Origin of the sequence: Methylomonas sp. DH-1 (assembly GCF_046097555.1) — a bacterium.
Lineage (GTDB): Bacteria > Pseudomonadota > Gammaproteobacteria > Methylococcales > Methylomonadaceae > Methylomonas > Methylomonas koyamae.
Map to the genome: position 1 here is coordinate 1,854,210 of NZ_CP143089.1, position 19,640 is coordinate 1,873,849.

Consider the following 19,640-nt stretch of genomic DNA (forward strand, 5'->3'; position numbering starts at 1 on the left):
AACGGAATGCGGGCGACGTTTTTGCTTTACGAATCAAGCCGGAATCTGCCAAAACCATGCCGGCGACAAGCACTGCGCCGGCGGCGGGGTGCGGCGCTGCGGCTGCTTGGGATGGTGTACGGGCAAACCAGTGGTATATTTTCCAGCGAATTCCGCTTATTCGCTAATCAGGCATGCATGGAAATTACCCTAACCAACCCGCCACCAGCGGCCACCGGCCAAGTCAGCCTGCGCGCATTGCTGCGCAATGCCACCCAGGCTCAGCACGAGCGGCTCAACCGGCATGCGTTACTGACTGGATTGTTGCAACCGGGCTATTCGTTGGCAGACTACCGGCTGCTGTTACAGACGCTGTACCGGCTATACAGCGCATTGGAACCCAGGCTGGCCGAATTTGCCGCCGGGCCGGTTGCCGGTTTCGATTATGCGGCCCGAGCCAAGCTGGCCTGGTTGCAGGCGGATTTGGATTATTTCGGCATCGATCCGGCCGCGCTGGAATCGTCTGCGCCGCCGCTCGCCGTGCCGGCCATCGCCAGCCTGGGCGACTACGTCGGGGTGCTTTACGTGGTCGAAGGCTCGACTTTGGGCGGCCAACTGATAAGCAAACGCCTGCAGCAATACTTGGGATTGACGCCGAACGGCGGAGCCCGGTTCTATTGCGGTTACGGCGAGGCTAGCGCCGCCAGGTGGCGGGATTATCTGGCGTTTGCCGAAGCGATTGCCGCCGACGTCGAACAAAGCAAAGCCGCCGAGATTGCCGCCAACCGCACGTTCGCGTTGTTCGAGGCCGAGCTAGACCGTGCCGTGGTGCGTGGCTCGCCGGCGGGGAACGGTGGCAATGGTTAGCTATACCCCGGAACAGTTGCAGCAGGCGCTGCAAAAATGCGAATCCGAACCCATCCACCAGATCGGCCAAATCCAGCCGCACGGCGCTTTGCTGGTGGTTACCACGGATGCGGCAGCGCGGGTGGTCCAGGCCAGCGCCAATTTGAGCCGGTTTTTGCCGTGCGCCGCCGAACACGCCTTGGGCCGGCCGTTCGCCGAACTGTGCGGCGCCAAGGCGGCCGAGCAATTGCAGAGCTTGGCCGCGACCGCGCACAGCCGCAACACTGCCAGCGGCAAGCTCGCCGTCGCCAGTGACTGTTCGTCGGCGGAACTGCAAGCCCACGTCTACCTCAGCAACGGCGGCATCGCCGTCGAATTGATGGCGGAGCAGGCGGACAACCAGGAAACGCGCCTGGCGGAGCTGTTGCTGCAGATGCAGGATGCGTTGCTGCAAATCGGTACCGACCGCGAATATCTGCACTATTTCGACCAGGTGGCGATCCTGGTCCGGACTTTGTGCGGTTACGACAGCGTGATGATTTACCGCTTCGATTCGGAGTGGAACGGCGAGGTGATCAGCCAAAGCCGGATCGAAACCGCGCCTTCCTATTTGGGTCTGCACTTTCCGGCCAGCGACATTCCCGCTCAGGCGCGGCGTTTGTTCGCATTGAATCCGGTGCGGGTCGTGGCGGATATCGAGGCGGAACCGGTGCCGCTGCTGCCGGCCGTCAACCCGTTGGCGGGCGAGCCGTTGGATATGGCTTATTCGGCGCTGCGCTGCCTGTCGCCGATTCATATCCAATATCTGCGCAACATCGGCGTGCGCGCCTCGATGGTGGTTTCTCTGTTGCAGAACGGCCGGCTTTGGGGGCTGATTGCCTGCCACCACCATGCTCCCAAACCGGTTTCCATCAGCGAACGCGAGGCGGTGACGTTTATCAGCCGCATGACTTCGGCCAAGCTGTCGGCGATTGAAGCGGTGGACCAGCACAGCCACGTCACCAGCGCCAACCATTTGGTCGGCGAATTGCTGAACTACATCTTTACCAGCCAGGAAGAGACGATTTTGCAGCGGCTGTTGCCGGAGCTGATGCAATTGCTGCACGCCGACGGTGTCATCGCCTTGGTGGAAGGCAAGCGCCACAGCCACGGCCTGACGCCAACGGCGGCGCAATTGGAAGCCCTGTTGCCTTGGCTGAGCGGCCAGGCCTGCGCCAATTCGTTCAGTTGCGAGCATTTGGCGAAGTATTTCCCGCCGGCGGCGGACTACCCGGATACGGCGGCCGGCGTGCTGTGTACGCCGCTGTCCGCCGGCTTGAGAAACGGTATCGTCTGGTTTCGGGCGGAAAAACCGCGCACGGTACATTGGGCCGGACGCGCCGAGAAAGGCTTGGTCGAGGACGAAGCCGGCGGCTATCGGCTGACGCCGCGGCAGTCGTTCGAAATTTGGAGCGAATTATGGCGCGGCCGCAGCGCGCCGTGGAGTCCCGTCGAATTGGGCGTGGCGAATATGCTGGCGGTCACGCTGCCCGAAGGCTTGGCCCAGAAAAGCCGCCTGGAGCAGGCATTGAAGCAACAAAGCGCGTTGGATGCCGAGTTGCGGATTGCGGCGACGGCGTTCGAATCTCAGGAAGGTATCGTGGTACTCGATTCCGCGCGCACTATCTTGCGGGTGAATCGGGCTTTTTCCCGAATTACCGGCTACGCGGCCGAGTTTGCCGTCGGCAAAAGTTTGCGCGAGTTGGAATTGGATAACCGGCAAATCGCCGATTACACAGCGATGTGGAATGCCGTCGGCGTCAGCGGTGCCTGGGAAGGCGAAATCACGATCCAAGCCGCCGGCGGCCGCCTATTTCCGATCCATCTGGCCATCTCCGCGGTAACCGACCAGCAGGGGAATCTGAAAAATTATGTGGCCAGTTTCATCGACATCAGCTCGTTGAAAGCCGCCGCCGCAGAAATCGAACGCCTGGCGTTTTACGACGCGCTGACCGGACTAGCGAACCGGCGGCTGTTGCAGGACCGCTTGAAGCATGCTTTGGCGATCAGCGCCCGCAGCGGCCGGCCCGGCGCCTTGTTGTTTATCGATCTCGACAATTTCAAGCTGTTGAACGACACGCTGGGCCACGATATGGGCGATTTACTGCTGCAACACGTGGCGGGCCGGCTGTCGGCCTGCGTGCGCGAGGGCGACACTGTGGCCCGTCTGGGCGGCGACGAGTTTATCGTCATGTTGACCGAATTGGGCGACGAAAAGCACGAGGGCTTGGCGCAGACCGAGAGCGTGGCCAACAAAATTCTGGCGACGCTGGCCAAGCCCTACTTGCTAAACGAACATGAATACCGGAACTCGCCCAGCATCGGTGCGGTGTTGTTCCGCGAGCACGAATTCGATATCGAGACCCTGTTGAAACAGGCCGATATCGCGATGTACCAAGCCAAAAAGGCCGGCAAAAACACCGTGCGTTTCTTCGATCCGCAAATGCAGGCCAACATCAACGCCCGGATGCAATTGGAAGCCGACCTGCACCGGGCCTTGGCCGAGAACCGTTTTGTGTTGCATTACCAAGCGCAAGTCGGGAAAAACCGGGAAGTATTCGGTGCCGAAGTGTTGATTCGTTGCCGGCATCCCGAATCCGGTTTGATTGCACCTAAGGATTTCATCGCGTTGGCGGAGGAAATCGGTTTAATCACGCCGATCGGCCAATGGGTGCTGGAAACCGCCTGCCGGCAGCTAAAAAAATGGGAAGCGTCCTCGAAGACCCGGCATTTGCACTTGGCCGTGAACGTCAGCCCCAGGCAATTTCGCAAAGCCGACTTCGTCGACAGCGTGGTGCGCATACTCCGCGAAACCGGCATAGATCCCAGCCAGTTGAAATTGGAGCTGACCGAAAGCCTGGTATTGGACGATATCGAGGACACTGTCGTCAAAATGCAGGCGCTGCGAGGTATCGGCGTGCGTTTTTCGATGGACGATTTCGGTACCGGTAATTCGTCGTTGTCGAATTTGCGCAAACTGCCGATCGCGCAATTGAAGATCGACCGGAGTTTCGTCAGGGATATTTTGGACGATCCGGACGACACCGTGATCGTACAAACCATCATCGCGATGGCGAAAAACTTGGGGATGGACGTCATCGCCGAAGGCGTCGAAACCGAGGTCCAGCGCGCCTTTCTGGAAATGCACGGTTGCGACGCGTTTCAGGGCTATTTATTCGGCAAGCCGGTGCCGATAGCCGATTTCGAAGCGATGTTAAACCGCGGACTGCCCCAGGCGTAGGCCGGGCTGCGGCCGCGGTTGGCGGCGGTATTGCCGACAAATTAGGATCTAGCAACTATGCTTACTCGACTTCGTTAACCCCCTGCCAGCCATGCCGTCGCCGTCTTTCAATAAAAAACTGACCGTCACTTATAGCTTTTGGAAAAAGTTGTTGTTTTTGTGTTTGGGTTTGCCGGCTGCCTTAGTGTTTGTTTGGGCGGGTGTGAGCAGTAACTTCTATTTGTTGGAAGTTACTGTTGTAGTGTTCGGCGCGTATATTTTTCGACAGGTTGCCGAGACTCTGGGCACTCGCTCGGTTACGTTCTTCCCCGACAAGATTCTCAAGAATGGCTGGTTCGGTGCAACCGCAATTCCGACCCACGCTCTGGTCCTAAAAGTAAACAAACAAGACGGTGTCGAATCTCTGCAGTTTTTTCACGGCACCGAGAAAAATAGCCGCGAATCTATTTCGGTTGCGGGTTGGTGTCTGTCGGAAGAGCACCGGCTGTGGCTGGATTCCTACCGCCGTAAGGTCTACCGGATCGGCGATTTTTCGCGGGCGCCGAGCAATAACAGCGCGGCCTGCGTCGAGTTCGAAAAAGCGGTGGCGAGCTTTCGTTTCATTACCATTTTGACGATCTTGTACTTGTTGATCTACGTCGTCTGCGCCACCTACCTGTCCTGGCATTACCCGGTCTTCAACGGTTATGCGCCGACGGCCTTGGTCTGGCCGATTCGGGTATTGTTCGTCGCGGCAGCGTTGGCCGCGTATCCGCTGTTGCGCCTGCAAGCCCGGCTGCCGCTGGCCGAGCGTAATTACAGTCAGCGCGTGCAGCGCGGCCATCGCCAAGCCTTGCGTTCTGCGTTGCTGGCAAACGGCGTGGCTTGGCTGGGTTTGCCGCTGTGTCTGTTGTGCGGCAACAAACTGGATTTTTACATGATGCTGTTGGTCGGCGGCGTCTACCACCGCGATTTCTATCCGCGGCTGTCGGATTGGGAGCAGTTGTTGCAAGTGGCACCGGCAAACCCGGCCGCTGCGCCGATTCCGCGCCGCTCATTGCAAGTATCGCTGGCCTTGCTCGGCGGCCTGTCGCTGGCCGGGTATGCCGGGCAGCCGGCCGACTTCCGCATCCGCCAGGATTGCACCGACGCCAACGCCAATCCGGCCGAATGCGATAACAGCCATAGCGGCGGCCACGGCGGCGGTTCCGGGTCGAGTTACTGCGGCGGCAGCGACGACGGCCACAGCGGCACCCGCCGCGGCGGTTTCGGCTCGTTCGGCGGTTCGCACGGCTTCTTCGGCGGCTGACGTGCAACGCCTGGTACGGCAAACGCGCGCCGATTGGCGGCAACGGCTGGAAGCGGTGGGTATGGATTTCCACACCATCGACGGCGCCGTGTATTGGGACGAATCGGCCTGCTACCGCTTTAACCGCAGCCAAATCGACGTGCTGGACGACGCCACCGCCGAGTTGCATAGACTGTGTCTGCACGCCGTCGCCGAGGTGATCCGCCGCGACTGGTTCGACCGCCTGCGGATTCCGCGTTGGGCGGTGCCGTATCTGACGGCGTCGTGGGAGCGGGGCGAGCCAAGTTTGTACGGCCGCTTCGATCTAGCCTGGGACGGCAGCGGACACCCGAAAATGCTGGAATACAATGCCGACACGCCGACCGCGTTGCCGGAAGCGGCGGTCGTACAATGGTTTTGGCTGGCCGATTGCCAGCCCGGTGCCGATCAGTTCAATTCGATCCACGAGAAATTGATCGCCTTTTGGCAACGCTATCGGCAACACCATGCCGAGGTTTATTTTGCCGGTGTCGCCGACAGCGCCGAGGATGCCGGCAACGTGTTTTATTTGATGGATACTGCGCTGCAGGCCGGCATTCGCCCGCATTGGCTGGCGATCGACGACATCGGCTGGCAGGCGGCCGCGCAACAATTCGTCGATTTGCAAAATCGGCCGATCCGGGCCTTGTTCAAACTGTATCCGTGGGAATGGCTGCTGCGCGAGGAATTCGGGCCGTATCTTCCCAAAGCCCAGCTCAGCCTGCTGGAACCGGCCTGGAAGCAAATTCTCAGCAATAAAGGCATTCTGCCGATCTTGTGGGAATTGTTCGAAGGCCACCCCAATTTGTTGCCGGCCAGTTTCGCCGATAAGCCGTTGCTCGGCGATTACGTGCGCAAGCCGCTGTATTCGCGGGAAGGCGCCAACATCGAAATCCGCCGCGGCGCCCATGTCGTCGAATCGGCCGGCCTTTACGGCGACGACGGTTATATCTACCAGCGTTATACGCCGTTGCCCAATTTCGCCGGCAATTACCCGGTGATCGGCTCCTGGGTCGTCGGCGGAGAGCCGGCCGGCATCGGCATCCGCGAGGACAAAACCGAAATCACCGGCAACAATAGCCGCTTCGTACCGCATTTTTTCGTCGAGGATTGATCTATGCCCACCATCGATTTGGCCGAGTTAGCGGCCGCAGCCAACGGCTTCGTGTTGCATTTTTTGGCGGCCGTCGCGCTCAGCGTATTGTTCGGTTTCTGCTATTTGCACATCACGCCCTATGCCGAGTTCAAACTGATCCGGGAAGGCAAGACCGCTCCGGCGCTGGCCTTCAGCGGCGCCTTGCTCGGGTTTGCGCTGGCGCTGGCCGGCGCCATCGCTAACAGCGTGTCGTTTGCCGATATGTTGATCTGGGCCGGTGTGGCTTTTTTCGTGCAAACTTTGGTGTTCGTCGGCGTGCGTCTGGCTTTTGCCGACTTATGCGAACGTATCGCCGCCGACGAGACCGGGCCGGCCGTGCTGTTGGCCGGCATTGCGCTGGCCGCGGGCTTGCTGAATGCGGCCTGCATGAGTTATTGAGCGCCGAGAGCTTGGTGAGCAAGCGCATTCTGATCGTCGAAGACGAGCCGGCAATCGCCGATACCTTGATTTATGCGTTGCAACAGAGCGGCTACCAGGCCGAGCATGCCGGCTTGCTGCAAACCGCGTTGGCGCGGCTGCAGAGCGAAACCTTTGCGTTGGCGATCCTGGACGTCGGATTGCCGGATGGTTCCGGCTTCGAATTGTGCCGGCAATTGCGGCGCTTCTCGCAGATCCCGGTGATGTTTCTAACGGCGCACGGCGACGAGATCGACCGCATCGTCGGCTTGGAAATCGGCGCCGACGATTACGTGACCAAGCCGTTCAGCCCGCGCGAAGTGGCGGCGCGGGTCGCGGCGATACTGCGCCGATTGCAGCCGGCTTTGCCCACGGCCGTCGCCGGTACCGGCGGCGATTTCGAGCTGGACGGCGGGGCAGGGCGCATCCGCTATCGCGGCCGTTTGCTGGAGCTGACCCGTTACGAATATCTGCTGCTCAAGCTGCTGATCGAGCACCCGGAGCGCATCTTCTCCCGCGAGCAATTGTTGGAACGGGTGTGGCGCGATCCGGGCGACGTGTTCGACCGCACCGTCGATACCCATATCAAAACCCTGCGCGCCAAACTTCGCGCCATTGCCGACGCCGATCCGATCCGGACCCACCGCGGCTTGGGCTACAGCCTGGAAAGCCGATGAGGTTATCGCTACGCCTGTTTCTGGGCTATTTCTTTTTGGTGGCCGCGACCGGGCAATTGGTGTTGCTGTTGGTCGTCAAACAAATCAGCCCCGGCGTCAGAATGGCGCTGGAAGCCAGCCTGGTCGACACCGCCAATCTGCTGGCCGAGTTGGCCGCGCCCGAGTTGGCGCGCGGGAACATCGCCGACGGCCAGTTCGCCGATGCGGTAAGGCGCTATAGCAAGCGGCCGGTGTCGGCGACGATATTCGGCTTTCCGAAACAAAGTCTGGATTACCGGGTTTACGTCACCGACGCGACCGGTATCGTCCGCTTCGACTCGGCCGGAACCGCAGTCGGCGAAAATTACTCGCGCTGGAACGACGTCTATCTGACCCTGCAAGGCCGCTATGGCGCGCGCTCCAGCCAGGCCGACCCGGACGATAAACGCAGTTCGACCATGCATGTCGCGGCGCCGGTACGCGACGGCGAAAAATTGATCGGCGTCGTTACCGTCGCTTATCCGACCGCATTGCTGCAACCCATCGTCGAAGCCGGCAAGTCGGCGGTGCAGCGTGGCGCGTTCTGGCTGTTCGGCGGCGCGCTGCTGTTCGGCGCGATATTCAATTGGCGGCTGACCCGCGCCATCGAATTACTGGTGGCCTATGCCCGCACGGTAACCTCCGGCGGCAAGGCAACGCCGCCGAAACTGCACAGCGTCGAACTGGCGACGCTGGCACAGACGCTGGAAACCATGCGCCGCGAGCTGGAAGGCAAGCAATACGTCGAGCGTTACGTGCAAACCCTGACCCACGAAATGAAGAGTCCGTTGGCGGCGATCCGCGGTGCGGCGGAATTGCTGGAAGAACCGTTGCCGGACGCCGACCGGCTGCGGTTTGCCGGTAATGCCCGCGAGCAGGCCGAGCGGCTGGACCAACTGATAGAACGTTTGTTGGGCCTGGCGGCAGTGGAGCAACGCCAGCACTTGGCCGAACCCAGAGTTTTGGATTTGGCCGGCTTGGTAACCGCGGTCGCGGCCGAAAAAGCTGCGGCGTTGGCGCAGAAGGCCTTAAGTTTTGCTTTCGATTTGTCCGGCGAGTTGCCGGTGTGGGGCGAGGAATTCCTATTGAGGCAAGCTGTGTCCAATTTGCTGGATAACGCAATTGCGTTTGCGCCGGCCGAATCGGCCATCGAGATCCGCGGTTGGAGCGAGAACCAGCAGGCAAGGCTGCGCATCCGCGACCACGGTCCCGGCATCCCGGCTTACGCATTGGCGCGACTGTTCGAGCGTTTTTACTCGCTGCCGCGGCCGGATACCGGCCGCAAAAGCACCGGGCTGGGCTTGGCCTTCGTCCGCGAAGTTGCCGCGTTACACGGCGGCGAAATCCAGGTCGCTAACGCCGAGGGCGGCGGCGCGGCGGCCGATTTAAGTTTGCCGCTGACGCTAAGGCCCTTGCATGTCTGAGGCGTAGCGAAACGGTAAGCGGCATTTAAGCGCAGCACCAGGCAGGAGCAGGCTGGTCCGGCGTTGGCCGGCAAGCTGGGCAACTTACTGAACCGGTCGCGACGTTTGCGGCCCGGCAGGCCGGCCTTTGGCGGGCGGGTGGGGTTTTGTAATAAGTTATGTGATTCATATCACATAATTCTGTATTATTTGCGCAAAAAACGGCGCAGCAATTGTTACAGCGGGTACAGACAACAGCCCAACCTACCAACTCACGATGAATCATTGCACTACCACACGCAAGCCGGCAGCCGCTTATCCAAACTGCGGCTCCGCAGCCATTCGCCAACCGCGCTTGTTGGTTGCGGCCGGCTTAGTGGTCGCGGCGACTTCCGATGCTGCGGCACAGTCTTTGGATCAACAGATTCGCGCACTGTTGGCAAAAGACGGCAACCAGCGCGGCTGTGCCCAGTTGGTCGGCGATTCGCCGCGTCAAGCCGGTAGCGTGCAGCCCTCGAATTTCGGGCCGCAATTGGCCAGCCTCTGCGGCAGTATTCCGGCAGGCAATCCGCCGCCGGTAGGCGGAGCGCCGGGCGGCGGCGCGGCGAACAATTCCGCGGCCGGCGCGGCCTTTTCCGCCCTCGGCCAGGCCGACCAGGTCGTGAAAAAGCGGCGCGGGCATGCCGATTCCGACTTAGGAACTGCAAAGGGCGGCGGTTCCGGCGACTGGGCGTTGTTGCCCGGTTTGAATCTGTTCTTCAACGCCGATTACCGCGAATTGGACCGGCGCCAAACCGAATTGGAGCGGGGCTATGCCTCCAACGAAGCCGGCTTCAGCCTGGGTATCGATGCCATGCCGGTCGATTGGGCCGTGGCCGGATTGGCCGTCAACTATTCGCATTGGCACGGCGACCAGTTCAACGGCGGCGGTTTCGATACCGATTCCTACGGCCCGACCTTGTTCGCTTCGTTGTTTCCTTGGCAAGGCTTTTTCGCCGATTTGTCGTTTCAATACCTGCGCAAAGACGGCAGTAACGCCAATCGCCGCGACTACCTGCGCGAAGACAACACCAATTTCGGCGGCGCTATCAGCGGCACGCCCGGCGCCGACCAATTCGAAGGCAATCTGTCCACCGGTTACGATTTCACGTTAGGCGGTTTGACGTTGGGGCCGCGCGGCACGCTCCGCTACCGGCACGCGGCAATGGACGCCTACAGCGAGCAGGGCAGCTCCGGCCTGGAGCTGCGTTATCTGGCGGACCGCTTGACTTCGGTACAATCCAGCGTCGGCGCCCAGGCGTCTTACGCCATCAGCACCTCGTGGGGGGTATTGGTGCCGCAGGTCAACGCCGATTGGACTCACGAATACGACAACGGTCAGCGCACGGTTTACGTGCAATTCGCGCAAGACTACCGAGCGCTGCCGACCACGTTCGGCTTTCAAACCGACCGGCCCGACCGGGATTTTTTCCATGTCGGCGGCGGCCTGGTGGCGGTGATGGCCGACGGTTGGCAGGCTTACGCCAATTTCGAGGCTTTGTTGGGCCACGCTTATTTCGACAATTACATCGGCACTATCGGCGTCCGCTTGGGGTTGTAAGCAAACGCGGCAGAGGCTTTGTAACAGGCGGCAAGCTTGCCTAATTTTGACCGGGGGGAGAGAACGGTGGCACAGAAAATTATTGCAGTGGCGCTGAATCAAGACGGCACGATAGCCGCGTATGCCGGCAGAGCGGCGACGTGGCAGGTCTATGCCGCCGACGAATCCGGCGCGGAATTGGTCTGGACGCTGGATTTGACCGAATTCGGCAGTCTGCACGAATGGCACGTGCGCGGCGATGGTAACCGCCACCCGCTGCACTATGGATGCGGCGGCGTGATTCGCCGCTTGGCCGAGCGTAATACCGAACTGGTCACCACCAGCGAAACCTGGCCGCAACAAGTCATAGCGACCGATCTGGCCGGAAAACTCGCCGCAGGTCTACCGCACGACGAACAGCAATGCCTGAAAGGCCATCATTGACCCGCCGGTAGTCGCAGCTACGGAAATGTAGGCTTGTCGCCGCGTGGCGATCAGGTCGCTTATTCAGCGTTGCCGTGGCCTCGGTTGGCGGTATTTCTCGGTCCCGGAAACCCCAATCCTGCAAGAGCATGGTAGCCAACTCCGATGCGCCAGACTCGACAGTGGCAGTTAAGCTATCCCGCTCCGGCGTGGTTCGGATAATACACTTGCCTCCAGTACTGTTTTATTAATTAAAACAATAAATTGAATATATCGCGTATTGTAGATTTTTAATGCGCCGATATAGTGAAAGCGTGTTTTCGTTGCGACCGGCAAACGGTCTGGGAGGCCAAATGAAAATCGCTAATGCAGGAAATTTCGGTTTAACGATCGCAGCGCTAGCACTGGCCGGCTTGGCAGGGGTGCTGCCGATCGATTTCGTGGTGCCGGCGGTATTATTCGCGTCATTGGTGCGCGGTAGCGTCGCATTAATCGAAAAAGCCATCGACGGCGCCGGTCACGCCAAGGAACTCGACCGGCACTGATTCAAATACGGTTCCGCTGGGCGAACCGCCGTTTCTAAGCGGTTCGCCGAATACGTTGGGCTTTTTTTGTCAGGGTAGGGCAAATTCAACCCCGTGAACTGCGTTCGAGGCCGCTGGTTGGCCGTTTAGGACACGACCGTTCCGGTTCGGAGCTCGAACGTCGGTGCAAAAATAACCGGTTCGCTGTTGTTGACCGTTTTAGCGCTTGCAAGCGCGGACAATGTGCCCCCGATGAGTTCAGGGCGGCAAAACGCCTGTGTTTTTCCGGTTTTAGATCATGCAAAAGCGTTTTGAAGTCAGCTGCGAGCAGTAGTGCTCTGCGTTCTGCTTCATTGCTGTTTTGGGTTCTAAGGCTTTGGATGATTTCGCGAGATTTGACCAATTCGCGAAGTTTGGCGGGAACACTAAGACGAAAATAAAAGACGTCTTATCAGATAGGGGACTTTTGCCATAATGGCAGCCTCTTCGTAGCAAAACGCTGTTTTTTGAGGCTATAAACGAAAAAAGCCTTTGAAAAATCAAAGGCTTTTTTGAAATATGGCGGAGAGCTAGGGATTCGAACCCCAGGAGGGGTATAAGCCCTCAACGGTTTTCAAGACCGCCGCTTTCGACCGCTCAGCCAGCTCTCCAATAGCCGTGTATTATTTCAGAAAGTTTTTCCGGAATCTAGTATTTTTTTACGCTTGATTCGGGCGATCTGAAGGTATGCGTACTCCTGTTTTTTCTAAGTATTTGTTAGTTATTGCAAAATCAGCCAGAATGCTGGCGCGGATGTGTGTCGATATCGGCTACGATGTCGTGGCAATCGATTGTTATGCTGATGCCGACACCCGGCAAGTGGCTAGGCAGGTCTTTAAAGTCGAATCGTTAGACTGGGCTGATGTTAGCCCAGCGCTGCTGGCGGTTCGGCAATCCGGTACCGTCTACGGCATTCTGTACGGCAGCGGCCTCGAAGCTTTTCCGGAAACGCTGCAGTATCTGCAATTTCACTCGCGCCTCTTCGGAAATTCCGCGGAGGTTTTTCGGAAAGTTCAGGATAAGCCCTATTTTTTCGGGTTGATGGCGGAACTAGGCGTCGCGCATCCGCCGGTAAGCTTTGTTGCGTCGTATCCCGGTGACGGCTGGATTTTCAAGCCCTGCCGCAGCGAAGGTGGTGTGGGTATAGGCCGCGACAGGGCTGCGGCCGGCGTCGATGGATACTGGCAGCGTTTTGTCGACGGCCAAGCAATGTCGGTTTTGTTTATGTCGTTTGTCGATCGAGTCGAGGTGATCGGATTCAACCGCCAATGGTGTGCCGCACCTGGCCCCGCAGGCCATTTCCTGTTCGGCGGCATAGCCAGCCATGCCGAGCTACCGGCGGCTGTCCGCAGCCAACTTACCGATGCGGTCAACAAACTTTCGGCAGCTTACCAATTACGTGGACTGAACACGCTGGATTTTATGGCCGCCGCCAGTGGCGCGTACGTATTGGAAATTAACCCGCGTATTTCGGCCAGTGCCCAGCTCTATGGTCGCGAGTTGTTGCTAAGGCATTTGGCGGCGTTTGGCGGGACGGAAGTTTCCGTTACGAAAATCTCCAGAGAGCCGGTGGCGTATCAGATTGTTTATGCTGCAAAAAACCTGGAAATCGATGCGGATGTGGATTGGCCGGATTGGGTCGTGGATCGGCCGGTCGCGGGCTCGATTGTTGGCGTGGGCCAGCCGATATGCAGTATTATTGCCGGCGGAAAAAATTCACGGCAGGTCGCCGAGCAGTTGCTGCAACGGCAGGCCATCGTTCAAACCCTTTTGAAATTAGGTTGTTAAATTCATGCAATATCAGGCGAGCGTCAACAAACTTTCACAACCCTTGGTGCAGGAGCTGTTGGATAACGCTGACAAATTAAGGTTGGGCGTCGAGAAACTCGACAACGGCTGTACCATCATCGACGCTGGCATTAAAGTACCCGGCGGTTTGGAAGCGGGCCGCATCATTACCGAAATCTGCATGGGCGGCATGGGTACTGCGACCATCTCGCAAAGTAATTATACCGAGAGTTGGCCGCTGACCATCAATGTTCATGCCACCAACCCGGTGTTGTCGTGCCTGGGTAGTCAATACGCCGGCTGGAGCCTGTCGCACGGCAAATATTATGCATTGGGTTCCGGCCCGGCGCGAGCGATGGCGACCAAGCTTAAGGACGGTGCTGTTGAGCCGGTGGAAGAGTTGTACAAAGAGTTAGAGTACCGCGATAGTGCGGAACGGACCGTATTGGTCATCGAGAACGATGCCGTGCCGCCGGTGGAAATCGTCGAGAAAGTCGCGGCCGCTTGCGGCGTGGCCCCGGATAAGCTGACCATCATAGTTACGCCGACCAGCAGTTTGGCCGGCGGCGTGCAAGTCGTAGGACGGGTTTTGGAAGTGGCGATGCATAAAGCGCACGCCTTGCATTTTCCGTTGGAAAACATCGTCGACGGTTCCGGCAGCGCGCCGATTTGTCCGCCGCATCCCAATTTCGTCAAGGCGATGGGCCGGACCAACGATGCGATTTTGTTTGCCGGGCAGGTGCATTTGTTCGTCAAAGGCGACGACGCGGCCGCCGAGAAACTGGCCAAGGAATTGCCGAGTTCAACTTCCAAAGACTACGGCAAGCCGTTTGCCGATATCTTCAAAGCTTACGAATACGATTTCTTCAAAATCGATGCGATGCTGTTCAGCCCGGCCGTGGTCATCGTCACTGCCGTAGAATCCGGAAAAAGTTTTCGGGCCGGCAAGCTGGACAATACATTGCTGAATCAATCGTTCGGCGCCTAAACGTCTTCGACTTTCCCTCGCGGCGGCGGGTATTGCTTGGCAAAACCCGCCGCCGCGCCGCTAATTTTTTGCTTATTTTCCATTGCGCCGAATTGTAATATTTACCGACGACCCGGGCTGGCACGGCAAGCAGTTGTGCTTGGCTTTTGCCGCGCGCGGTTTCACAGCCGAATACGCTTCGCTGACCGGTTGCCGCTTACAACTGGATAATTACGATCTGCCGGTATTGGTTCCCGGTTTCGAGGATCGTTTGCCGGCCGCGGCTTTTGTTCGCGGCGTGCCGGGCGGATCGCTGGAAGAAGTGGTGTTTTATCTGGATGTACTGCACACGCTGAAACTGCTCGGTGTACCGGTATACAACGACGCCGGCGCTATCGAGCGTAGCGTAGACAAAGGTATGACCAGTTTCTTGTTGCAGCGGGCCGGTTTAGCGACGGCTGCAACCTGGGTATTACGAGACCGCGAGCAAGCTTTGGCAATCGCAGAACGCGAGTTGCAGCAGGGCAATTATTTGATCAGCAAGCCGTTGTTCGGCTCGCAAGGCGAAGGCATTCGCCGGATCGAAAAGTCCACCGATTTGTTATGGCTGACCGGTAGCCGCGGCATTTACTATCTGCAACGCTTTATCGAATGCGATGGCGACGGCTATTCCGACGTTCGTGTATTCGTCGTGAACGGCAAAGCGGTAGCTGCGATGCGGCGGCGCGGGATTTCCTGGCTAAACAACGTTGCCCGCGGCGCCAGTTGCGAGGCTATCGCCATGGAGGCCGAATTGGTCGAGTTGGCCGTGGCGGCCGCCGACGCCTTGCGCATGGACTATGCCGGCGTCGATTTGATCAAAGATCGGCATGGCAATTACCGAATCATCGAAGTCAACAGCGTTCCGGCTTGGAAGGGCTTGCAAGGGGTTTGCCAGGCCAATGTCGCTCAGTGGTTGGTGGCCGACCTATTGCAGCGTTATTTGGGCGAGTTATGCTGAAGCGGCAGCAGTTGATCGAGGCTTATCGCCAAGCCTGCGAAATCGAATTGCAGGCATTCAAACCGGGCAATGTCAGTATTTACAGTCCGGCCCACGACATGACGGTCGAGGATTTCCGGCTCAGTGCGCAGGTCAGCAGCGAACCCATTACCGATCCCGAATTCGGTTTGGGCGAAAAAATTTATTACGCCGTCAAAGCGACTAGAGAAGCGGTCGGGTGCAATACCAATCTCGGCATCGTGCTGCTGTGCGCACCGTTGCTTCACGCCGCAGCGAATGCGCGGCCGGGCGAGTCCTGGCGTCAGGCTCTCGATCGGGTTTTGGAGACCACTACCCAGCAGGATGCCGAATGGGTATTCGAGGCCATTGTTTTGGCCGCGCCGGCCGGGCTCGGCGAGTCCGAGCAACACGACGTTCAGCAAAAAGCCGCGGTCACTTTAACCGAAGCGATGCGTTTTGCCGCGGACAAAGACCGGATTGCCTTGCAATACGCAAACCATTTTAAAGACATTTTTGATTTTGCAGTTTTACGATATAATCGTGCTTTCGTTTTGTCTGGCGATTCTGGTTGGGCGGCGCTAGCGGTTTTTGCTGCGATGTTGGCCCGCTACTCCGATAGCCATATCGAACGGAAGTATGGAAAGCGGTATTCAGAGTGGATCAGGGTGGAGATGGAATCGCTCGATCGGGCGATGCAGCTCACCGTTGAGCCTGAAGAGCTTTTTCCGGTGCTTTACGGACTGGACAAAGCTTTTAAGGCACAAAGAATCAATCCGGGTACGACAGCTGATATGACTGTAGCGACAGTACTGGTGGTGCTTCTGGAACAGCTTATCGGCCAACAACAGGCCGGTGAGTTATAGAGGGAACTTCGAAGAAACTATATTTTGGGACATTATTGTGTCTATTTTTTGGTTCAATCTTATCTTTAGGGGATAAATTTAAAATGGCAAAAATTACAAACATGCGCGTAGGCGAATCTTTGGTTGGTGACGGCAACGAAATTGCCCATATCGACCTGATCTTGGGCCCACGTGGTTCAGCGGCGGAAACCGCGTTTGCAAATGCTTTGACCAACAACAAAGACGGTTTCTCTACTCTGTTGGCTGTGGTTGCACCTAACCTGTTGGTTAAACCGGCTACCATCCTGTTCAACAAAGTAACCATCAAAGGTTCAAAACAAGCCGTTCAAATGTTCGGACCAGCGCAACGCGCTGTTGCTCAAGCAGTTGCCGATTCCGTTGAAGACGGCACCATTCCTGCCGACGAAGCTGACGACTTGTTCGTTTCCGTGGGTGTTTTCATCCACTGGTTGGCTGAAGACGACGCGAAAATCGAAGAATTCAACTACAAAGCAACCAAAGAAGCTATCGCTCGCGCTGTAGCCGGCACTCCAACTGCTAAAGAAGTATTGGCTGCCAGAAAAGACGCTAAACACCCGTTCGCTGCTAACAAAGTTTAATTTTTTAGTATCGAAGGCTGTACAAAATACCCCGGCTAGCCGGGGTATTTTTTTGCCTAAAATTTGCTTAACGCCGATGCGCCGATGTTGCCGTTGTGCAAGGCGCTGGCTACCAACACGCCGGACAGGCCGGCGGTTGCCAGCCGCTGCAAATCGGCGATGTTGCGCACGCCGCCGGCGGCAATCCACCGGGTATGCGGACTGCGACCGCGAAGCGAAGCGAGTCCGGCGAAGTCCGGGCCGCGGCCGGCACCAACCATGTCCAGCGTCATGGCGATGACGGTATCCGGCCAGTATTGCGGCAGTTCCAGCCAAGCCGGATTACCTAAAGCCCGATTGTTTTTAAAATCCAGCGATAGTATCGCCGCCGAATCGCTTAAATCGTATGGTTCTGAACCGGTCTCGGTGCCGATAACCGTCTTCAGATTATCCGGCTGGTCCCGGCTCGAGTTCGGGTAGCGCAACCCGCTATCGACCCAAAAATCGAGGGCCGGATAGCGGCGGACTAACGGTTCGATGATATGCCGGTGGCTGCCGTCGCGCTCGATCGCATTCAAATCGGCGATGTAAAACGCCGAAAACGGATGCAACGCCAACAAGGCGGAAACCACCGCTTCGATCGAACTGTCGCTAACGATGCGGGAGTGCAGGTCTATCGGCAGGTAACGGCTGCGGTCCCCGCCGCTGGCGTGAACCACCCGGCCGTCCTTTAAATCAATGACTGGAATAATTTGCATGGAGTGAGCGGGTGAAACAACTGACCATTCTGGTATTCGAATATATAAGCGGCGGCGGTATGGCCGGCGAGGCTTTACCTGCATCCTTGCTGGCCGAAGGCCGGATGATGTTACAGGCTTTGTTGGGCGAACTGAAGCGGATTCCGCAACTGCGGTTACGGGTCCTCTTGGACCAACGCTGCGATTTAGCTATCGATTCGGAGCATGCCGAGTTGGTCCGAATCGGTGCCGGCCAGGATATCATGGCTCTGCTGCCTGAGCTGTTGGCGCAAGCCGACCTGTTTTGGCCGATCGCCCCGGAAACCGGCGGCATCTTGAGCCGGTTGGCGCAAATGGCGCAGGCCGCCGGTATCGAAACCTTGTTATCGGACGTAGCGACGCTGGCGCTGTGCGGCGACAAGTTGGCGACCTACCGCCATCTTACCGCGCACGCGATCCCGGCGGTGGAGACCTACCCGGCCGAGAAATGTCCGGATTTTCCTGGGCGGACGGTGGTAAAAATCCGGGATGGCGCCGGTTGCCAGGATACTCGGGTAGTGGCAGCGGGCGCTTTGCCGGCCGCGGTTGCGGATTTGGATCAGCCGGAACACTATGTGGTCCAGCCGTTCGTGGCGGGCCGAGCGATCAGCCTGTCGGCCTTATTCAAAAACGGCAAGGGTTATTTCTTGACCTGTAATCAGCAACAAATCGTTTTGGCGGGGCAGCGATTCAGTTTGCACGGATGCTTGGTCAACATTCACCAACAGCGCGAAGCCGATTATCGCCATCTGGTCGGCCGGATTGCTGAGGCCTTGCCGGGCTTATGGGGCTACGCCGGTATCGATCTAATCGAAACCGGCGAATCTGCCGCGTTGGTGCTGGAAATCAATCCGCGCCTGACCAGCTCCTATGTCGGCATCGGCCAGGCCACCGGCATCAATGTCGCCGAGCAGGTGTTACGGCTCAGGCAGGGCGAGCCGATAGCGGTTCCGTCCCGGCAACAATGCGTGGAGGTAACCATATGAAGCACACGGCAGCTTATCCGATTGCCGGTTGGGATGTTGGCGGCGCCCACCTGAAGCTGGCGCTATTGAATGCCGCCGGCGACATCGTCAGCGTCGGTCAGGCGGCGTGCCCGCTGTGGAAGGGCATCGATTACTTGCATCGCGCGATAGCCGAACTAACCGCCAACCTGGATTTGAGCGCCTGCCGGCATGCGTTGACCATGACCGGCGAACTGGTCGATTGTTTTACCAGCCGGGAGCAGGGCGTCGCGGCGATTATCGACGCGATGTGTCGCCATTACGGCGCTGACCGGATCGATGTCTTCGCCGGTTTGCGCGGTTTTTTAGCGGCCGGGCGGGTGGCTGCGGCGGATTGTATGGACATCGCCTCCGCCAATTGGTTGGCCAGCGTGATGCTGGCGGCCCAACGCATACCGGATGCGTTGTTCGTCGATATCGGCAGCACCACGACCGATTTATTGTTGATCGAGCAATCCCAGCCCTGCGTAGCAGGCTATACCGATTACCAGCGCCTGGTGTCCGGTGAGCTGGTCTATACCGGCGTGGTTAGAACGCCGGTAATGGCGATTACTCAACAGGCCGAGTTCAATGGCCGGCACATGGGTTTAATGGCCGAACTGTTCGCCACAACGGCCGATGTCTATCGGCTGACCGGTGACTTGAACGACGCCCACGATCAGGCCGATACCGCCGACGGTGCGGAAAAAACGGCGCTTGCCAGCGCCCGGCGTTTGTCCCGTTTGACCGGTTACGAATTTGACGCTGCCGATTGGCCGCTGTGGCTGGCATTTGCTGCCCACCTTAAACAATGCCAGCAGCAACAACTTGTCGAGGCTTGCCGAAGGCGGCTGCAAGCCGCGGCGCGGCCGCAACGCTGCATCATGCTCGGTGCCGGTGTCGGCCGCTTCCTGGTCAAACAGATCGCCGCCGAGTTAGGCTTGATTTACCGGGATTTCGCCGATTTACTGCCGACGGCAGGCGGGGGCGGCCAGATCGATGCCGGCGATTGTGCGCCGGCCGCCGCAGTGGCCTATCTGGCCGGCCGGTTTGGTTAAA

Annotated in this window: 18 protein-coding genes, 1 tRNA gene and 1 pseudogene; 17 read left to right on the forward strand and 3 right to left on the reverse strand. The window is 58.5% G+C overall.

Going from position 1 to position 19,640, the window contains the following annotated elements; all coding sequences use genetic code 11:
- Window positions 1–177: 177 nt before the first annotated feature.
- The 10 genes from VXJ35_RS08805 to VXJ35_RS08850 all read left to right on the forward strand — a co-directional run bounded on the left by VXJ35_RS08805 (window position 178) and on the right by VXJ35_RS08850 (window position 11,608).
- Window positions 178–846 (forward strand): biliverdin-producing heme oxygenase, encoded by a 669-nt coding sequence (locus VXJ35_RS08805; protein ID WP_197496019.1) that lies wholly within the window; start codon window positions 178–180, stop codon window positions 844–846.
- Complete coding sequence (locus VXJ35_RS08810; protein WP_064021304.1) at window positions 839–4,105, forward strand: EAL domain-containing protein; 3,267 nt, start codon at window positions 839–841, stop codon at window positions 4,103–4,105. Before VXJ35_RS08805 ends, VXJ35_RS08810 begins: the two co-directional genes overlap by 8 nt.
- Window positions 4,106–4,307: 202 nt before the next feature.
- Entirely contained in the window at window positions 4,308–5,393 is a 1,086-nt protein-coding gene (locus VXJ35_RS08815; RefSeq protein ID WP_197496021.1) for a hypothetical protein, read from the forward strand.
- 1 nt (window position 5,394) lies between these two features.
- Window positions 5,395–6,525, forward strand: coding sequence for a glutathionylspermidine synthase family protein (locus tag VXJ35_RS08820; RefSeq protein ID WP_064021306.1), 1,131 nt, complete (start codon window positions 5,395–5,397; stop codon window positions 6,523–6,525).
- 3 nt (window positions 6,526–6,528) lie between these two features.
- Window positions 6,529–6,945, forward strand: coding sequence for a DUF350 domain-containing protein (locus tag VXJ35_RS08825; RefSeq protein ID WP_064021307.1), 417 nt, complete (start codon window positions 6,529–6,531; stop codon window positions 6,943–6,945).
- A gap of 14 nt (window positions 6,946–6,959) precedes the next feature.
- Window positions 6,960–7,640, forward strand: coding sequence for a two-component system response regulator CreB (gene creB / locus VXJ35_RS08830; RefSeq protein ID WP_269454723.1), 681 nt, complete (start codon window positions 6,960–6,962; stop codon window positions 7,638–7,640).
- Window positions 7,637–9,082: a two-component system sensor histidine kinase CreC gene (gene creC, locus VXJ35_RS08835; protein ID WP_064021308.1), complete on the forward strand. Its 1,446-nt coding sequence runs from the start codon at window positions 7,637–7,639 to the stop codon at window positions 9,080–9,082. Before creB ends, creC begins: the two co-directional genes overlap by 4 nt.
- Before the next feature lie 256 nt (window positions 9,083–9,338).
- The gene (locus VXJ35_RS08840; protein ID WP_064021309.1) at window positions 9,339–10,661 is read left to right on the forward strand and encodes an autotransporter outer membrane beta-barrel domain-containing protein; all 1,323 of its coding nucleotides are present in this window, start codon (window positions 9,339–9,341) and stop codon (window positions 10,659–10,661) included.
- Window positions 10,662–10,727: 66 nt separating this feature from the next.
- Window positions 10,728–11,084, forward strand: a complete 357-nt coding sequence (locus VXJ35_RS08845; protein ID WP_064021310.1) for a hypothetical protein — start codon at window positions 10,728–10,730, stop codon at window positions 11,082–11,084.
- Between the two features lie 332 nt (window positions 11,085–11,416).
- Window positions 11,417–11,608 carry a hypothetical protein gene (locus VXJ35_RS08850; protein ID WP_064021311.1) on the forward strand — a complete coding sequence of 64 codons (192 nt, stop codon included), beginning with the start codon at window positions 11,417–11,419 and terminating at the stop codon, window positions 11,606–11,608.
- An 85-nt stretch (window positions 11,609–11,693) separates the two neighbouring features.
- On the opposite strand, the pseudogene VXJ35_RS08855 reads toward VXJ35_RS08850, so the two are convergent.
- A pseudogene (locus tag VXJ35_RS08855) lies at window positions 11,694–12,020 on the reverse strand (DUF6538 domain-containing protein); the annotation flags it as partial.
- A gap of 126 nt (window positions 12,021–12,146) precedes the next feature.
- A tRNA-Ser gene (locus tag VXJ35_RS08860) sits at window positions 12,147–12,237 on the reverse strand.
- Between the two features lie 76 nt (window positions 12,238–12,313).
- Here VXJ35_RS08860 and VXJ35_RS08865 point away from each other — a divergent pair.
- The 5 genes from VXJ35_RS08865 (at window position 12,314) to fae (ending at window position 16,843) form a co-directional block, all read left to right on the forward strand.
- Complete coding sequence (locus tag VXJ35_RS08865) at window positions 12,314–13,414, forward strand: ATP-grasp domain-containing protein (protein WP_082880859.1); 1,101 nt, start codon at window positions 12,314–12,316, stop codon at window positions 13,412–13,414.
- A gap of 4 nt (window positions 13,415–13,418) precedes the next feature.
- On the forward strand, window positions 13,419–14,402 hold the full coding sequence (gene mch, locus VXJ35_RS08870) for a methenyltetrahydromethanopterin cyclohydrolase (RefSeq protein ID WP_064021313.1): 984 nt from the start codon (window positions 13,419–13,421) through the stop codon (window positions 14,400–14,402).
- A gap of 82 nt (window positions 14,403–14,484) precedes the next feature.
- Window positions 14,485–15,381: a RimK family alpha-L-glutamate ligase gene (locus tag VXJ35_RS08875; protein WP_064021314.1), complete on the forward strand. Its 897-nt coding sequence runs from the start codon at window positions 14,485–14,487 to the stop codon at window positions 15,379–15,381.
- Complete coding sequence (locus VXJ35_RS08880; RefSeq protein ID WP_064021315.1) at window positions 15,375–16,244, forward strand: triphosphoribosyl-dephospho-CoA synthase; 870 nt, start codon at window positions 15,375–15,377, stop codon at window positions 16,242–16,244. Before VXJ35_RS08875 ends, VXJ35_RS08880 begins: the two co-directional genes overlap by 7 nt.
- An 83-nt stretch (window positions 16,245–16,327) precedes the next feature.
- Window positions 16,328–16,843, forward strand: coding sequence for a formaldehyde-activating enzyme (gene fae / locus VXJ35_RS08885; protein WP_054759134.1), 516 nt, complete (start codon window positions 16,328–16,330; stop codon window positions 16,841–16,843).
- A 56-nt stretch (window positions 16,844–16,899) separates the two neighbouring features.
- Here the strand turns inward: fae and VXJ35_RS08890 are convergent, their stop codons facing one another.
- Window positions 16,900–17,580, reverse strand: a complete 681-nt coding sequence (locus tag VXJ35_RS08890; protein ID WP_064021316.1) for a HisA/HisF-related TIM barrel protein — start codon at window positions 17,578–17,580, stop codon at window positions 16,900–16,902.
- Window positions 17,581–17,591: 11 nt separating this feature from the next.
- On the opposite strand from VXJ35_RS08890, the gene VXJ35_RS08895 reads away from it, so the two are divergent.
- Window positions 17,592–18,584, forward strand: coding sequence for an ATP-grasp domain-containing protein (locus VXJ35_RS08895; RefSeq protein WP_082880860.1), 993 nt, complete (start codon window positions 17,592–17,594; stop codon window positions 18,582–18,584).
- A complete protein-coding gene (locus tag VXJ35_RS08900; RefSeq protein WP_064021317.1) occupies window positions 18,581–19,639 on the forward strand; it encodes a hydantoinase/oxoprolinase family protein in 1,059 nt (352 codons plus the stop codon). The genes VXJ35_RS08895 and VXJ35_RS08900 overlap by 4 nt, the downstream gene beginning before the upstream one ends.
- The last annotated feature ends 1 nt before the right edge of the window (window position 19,640 follow it).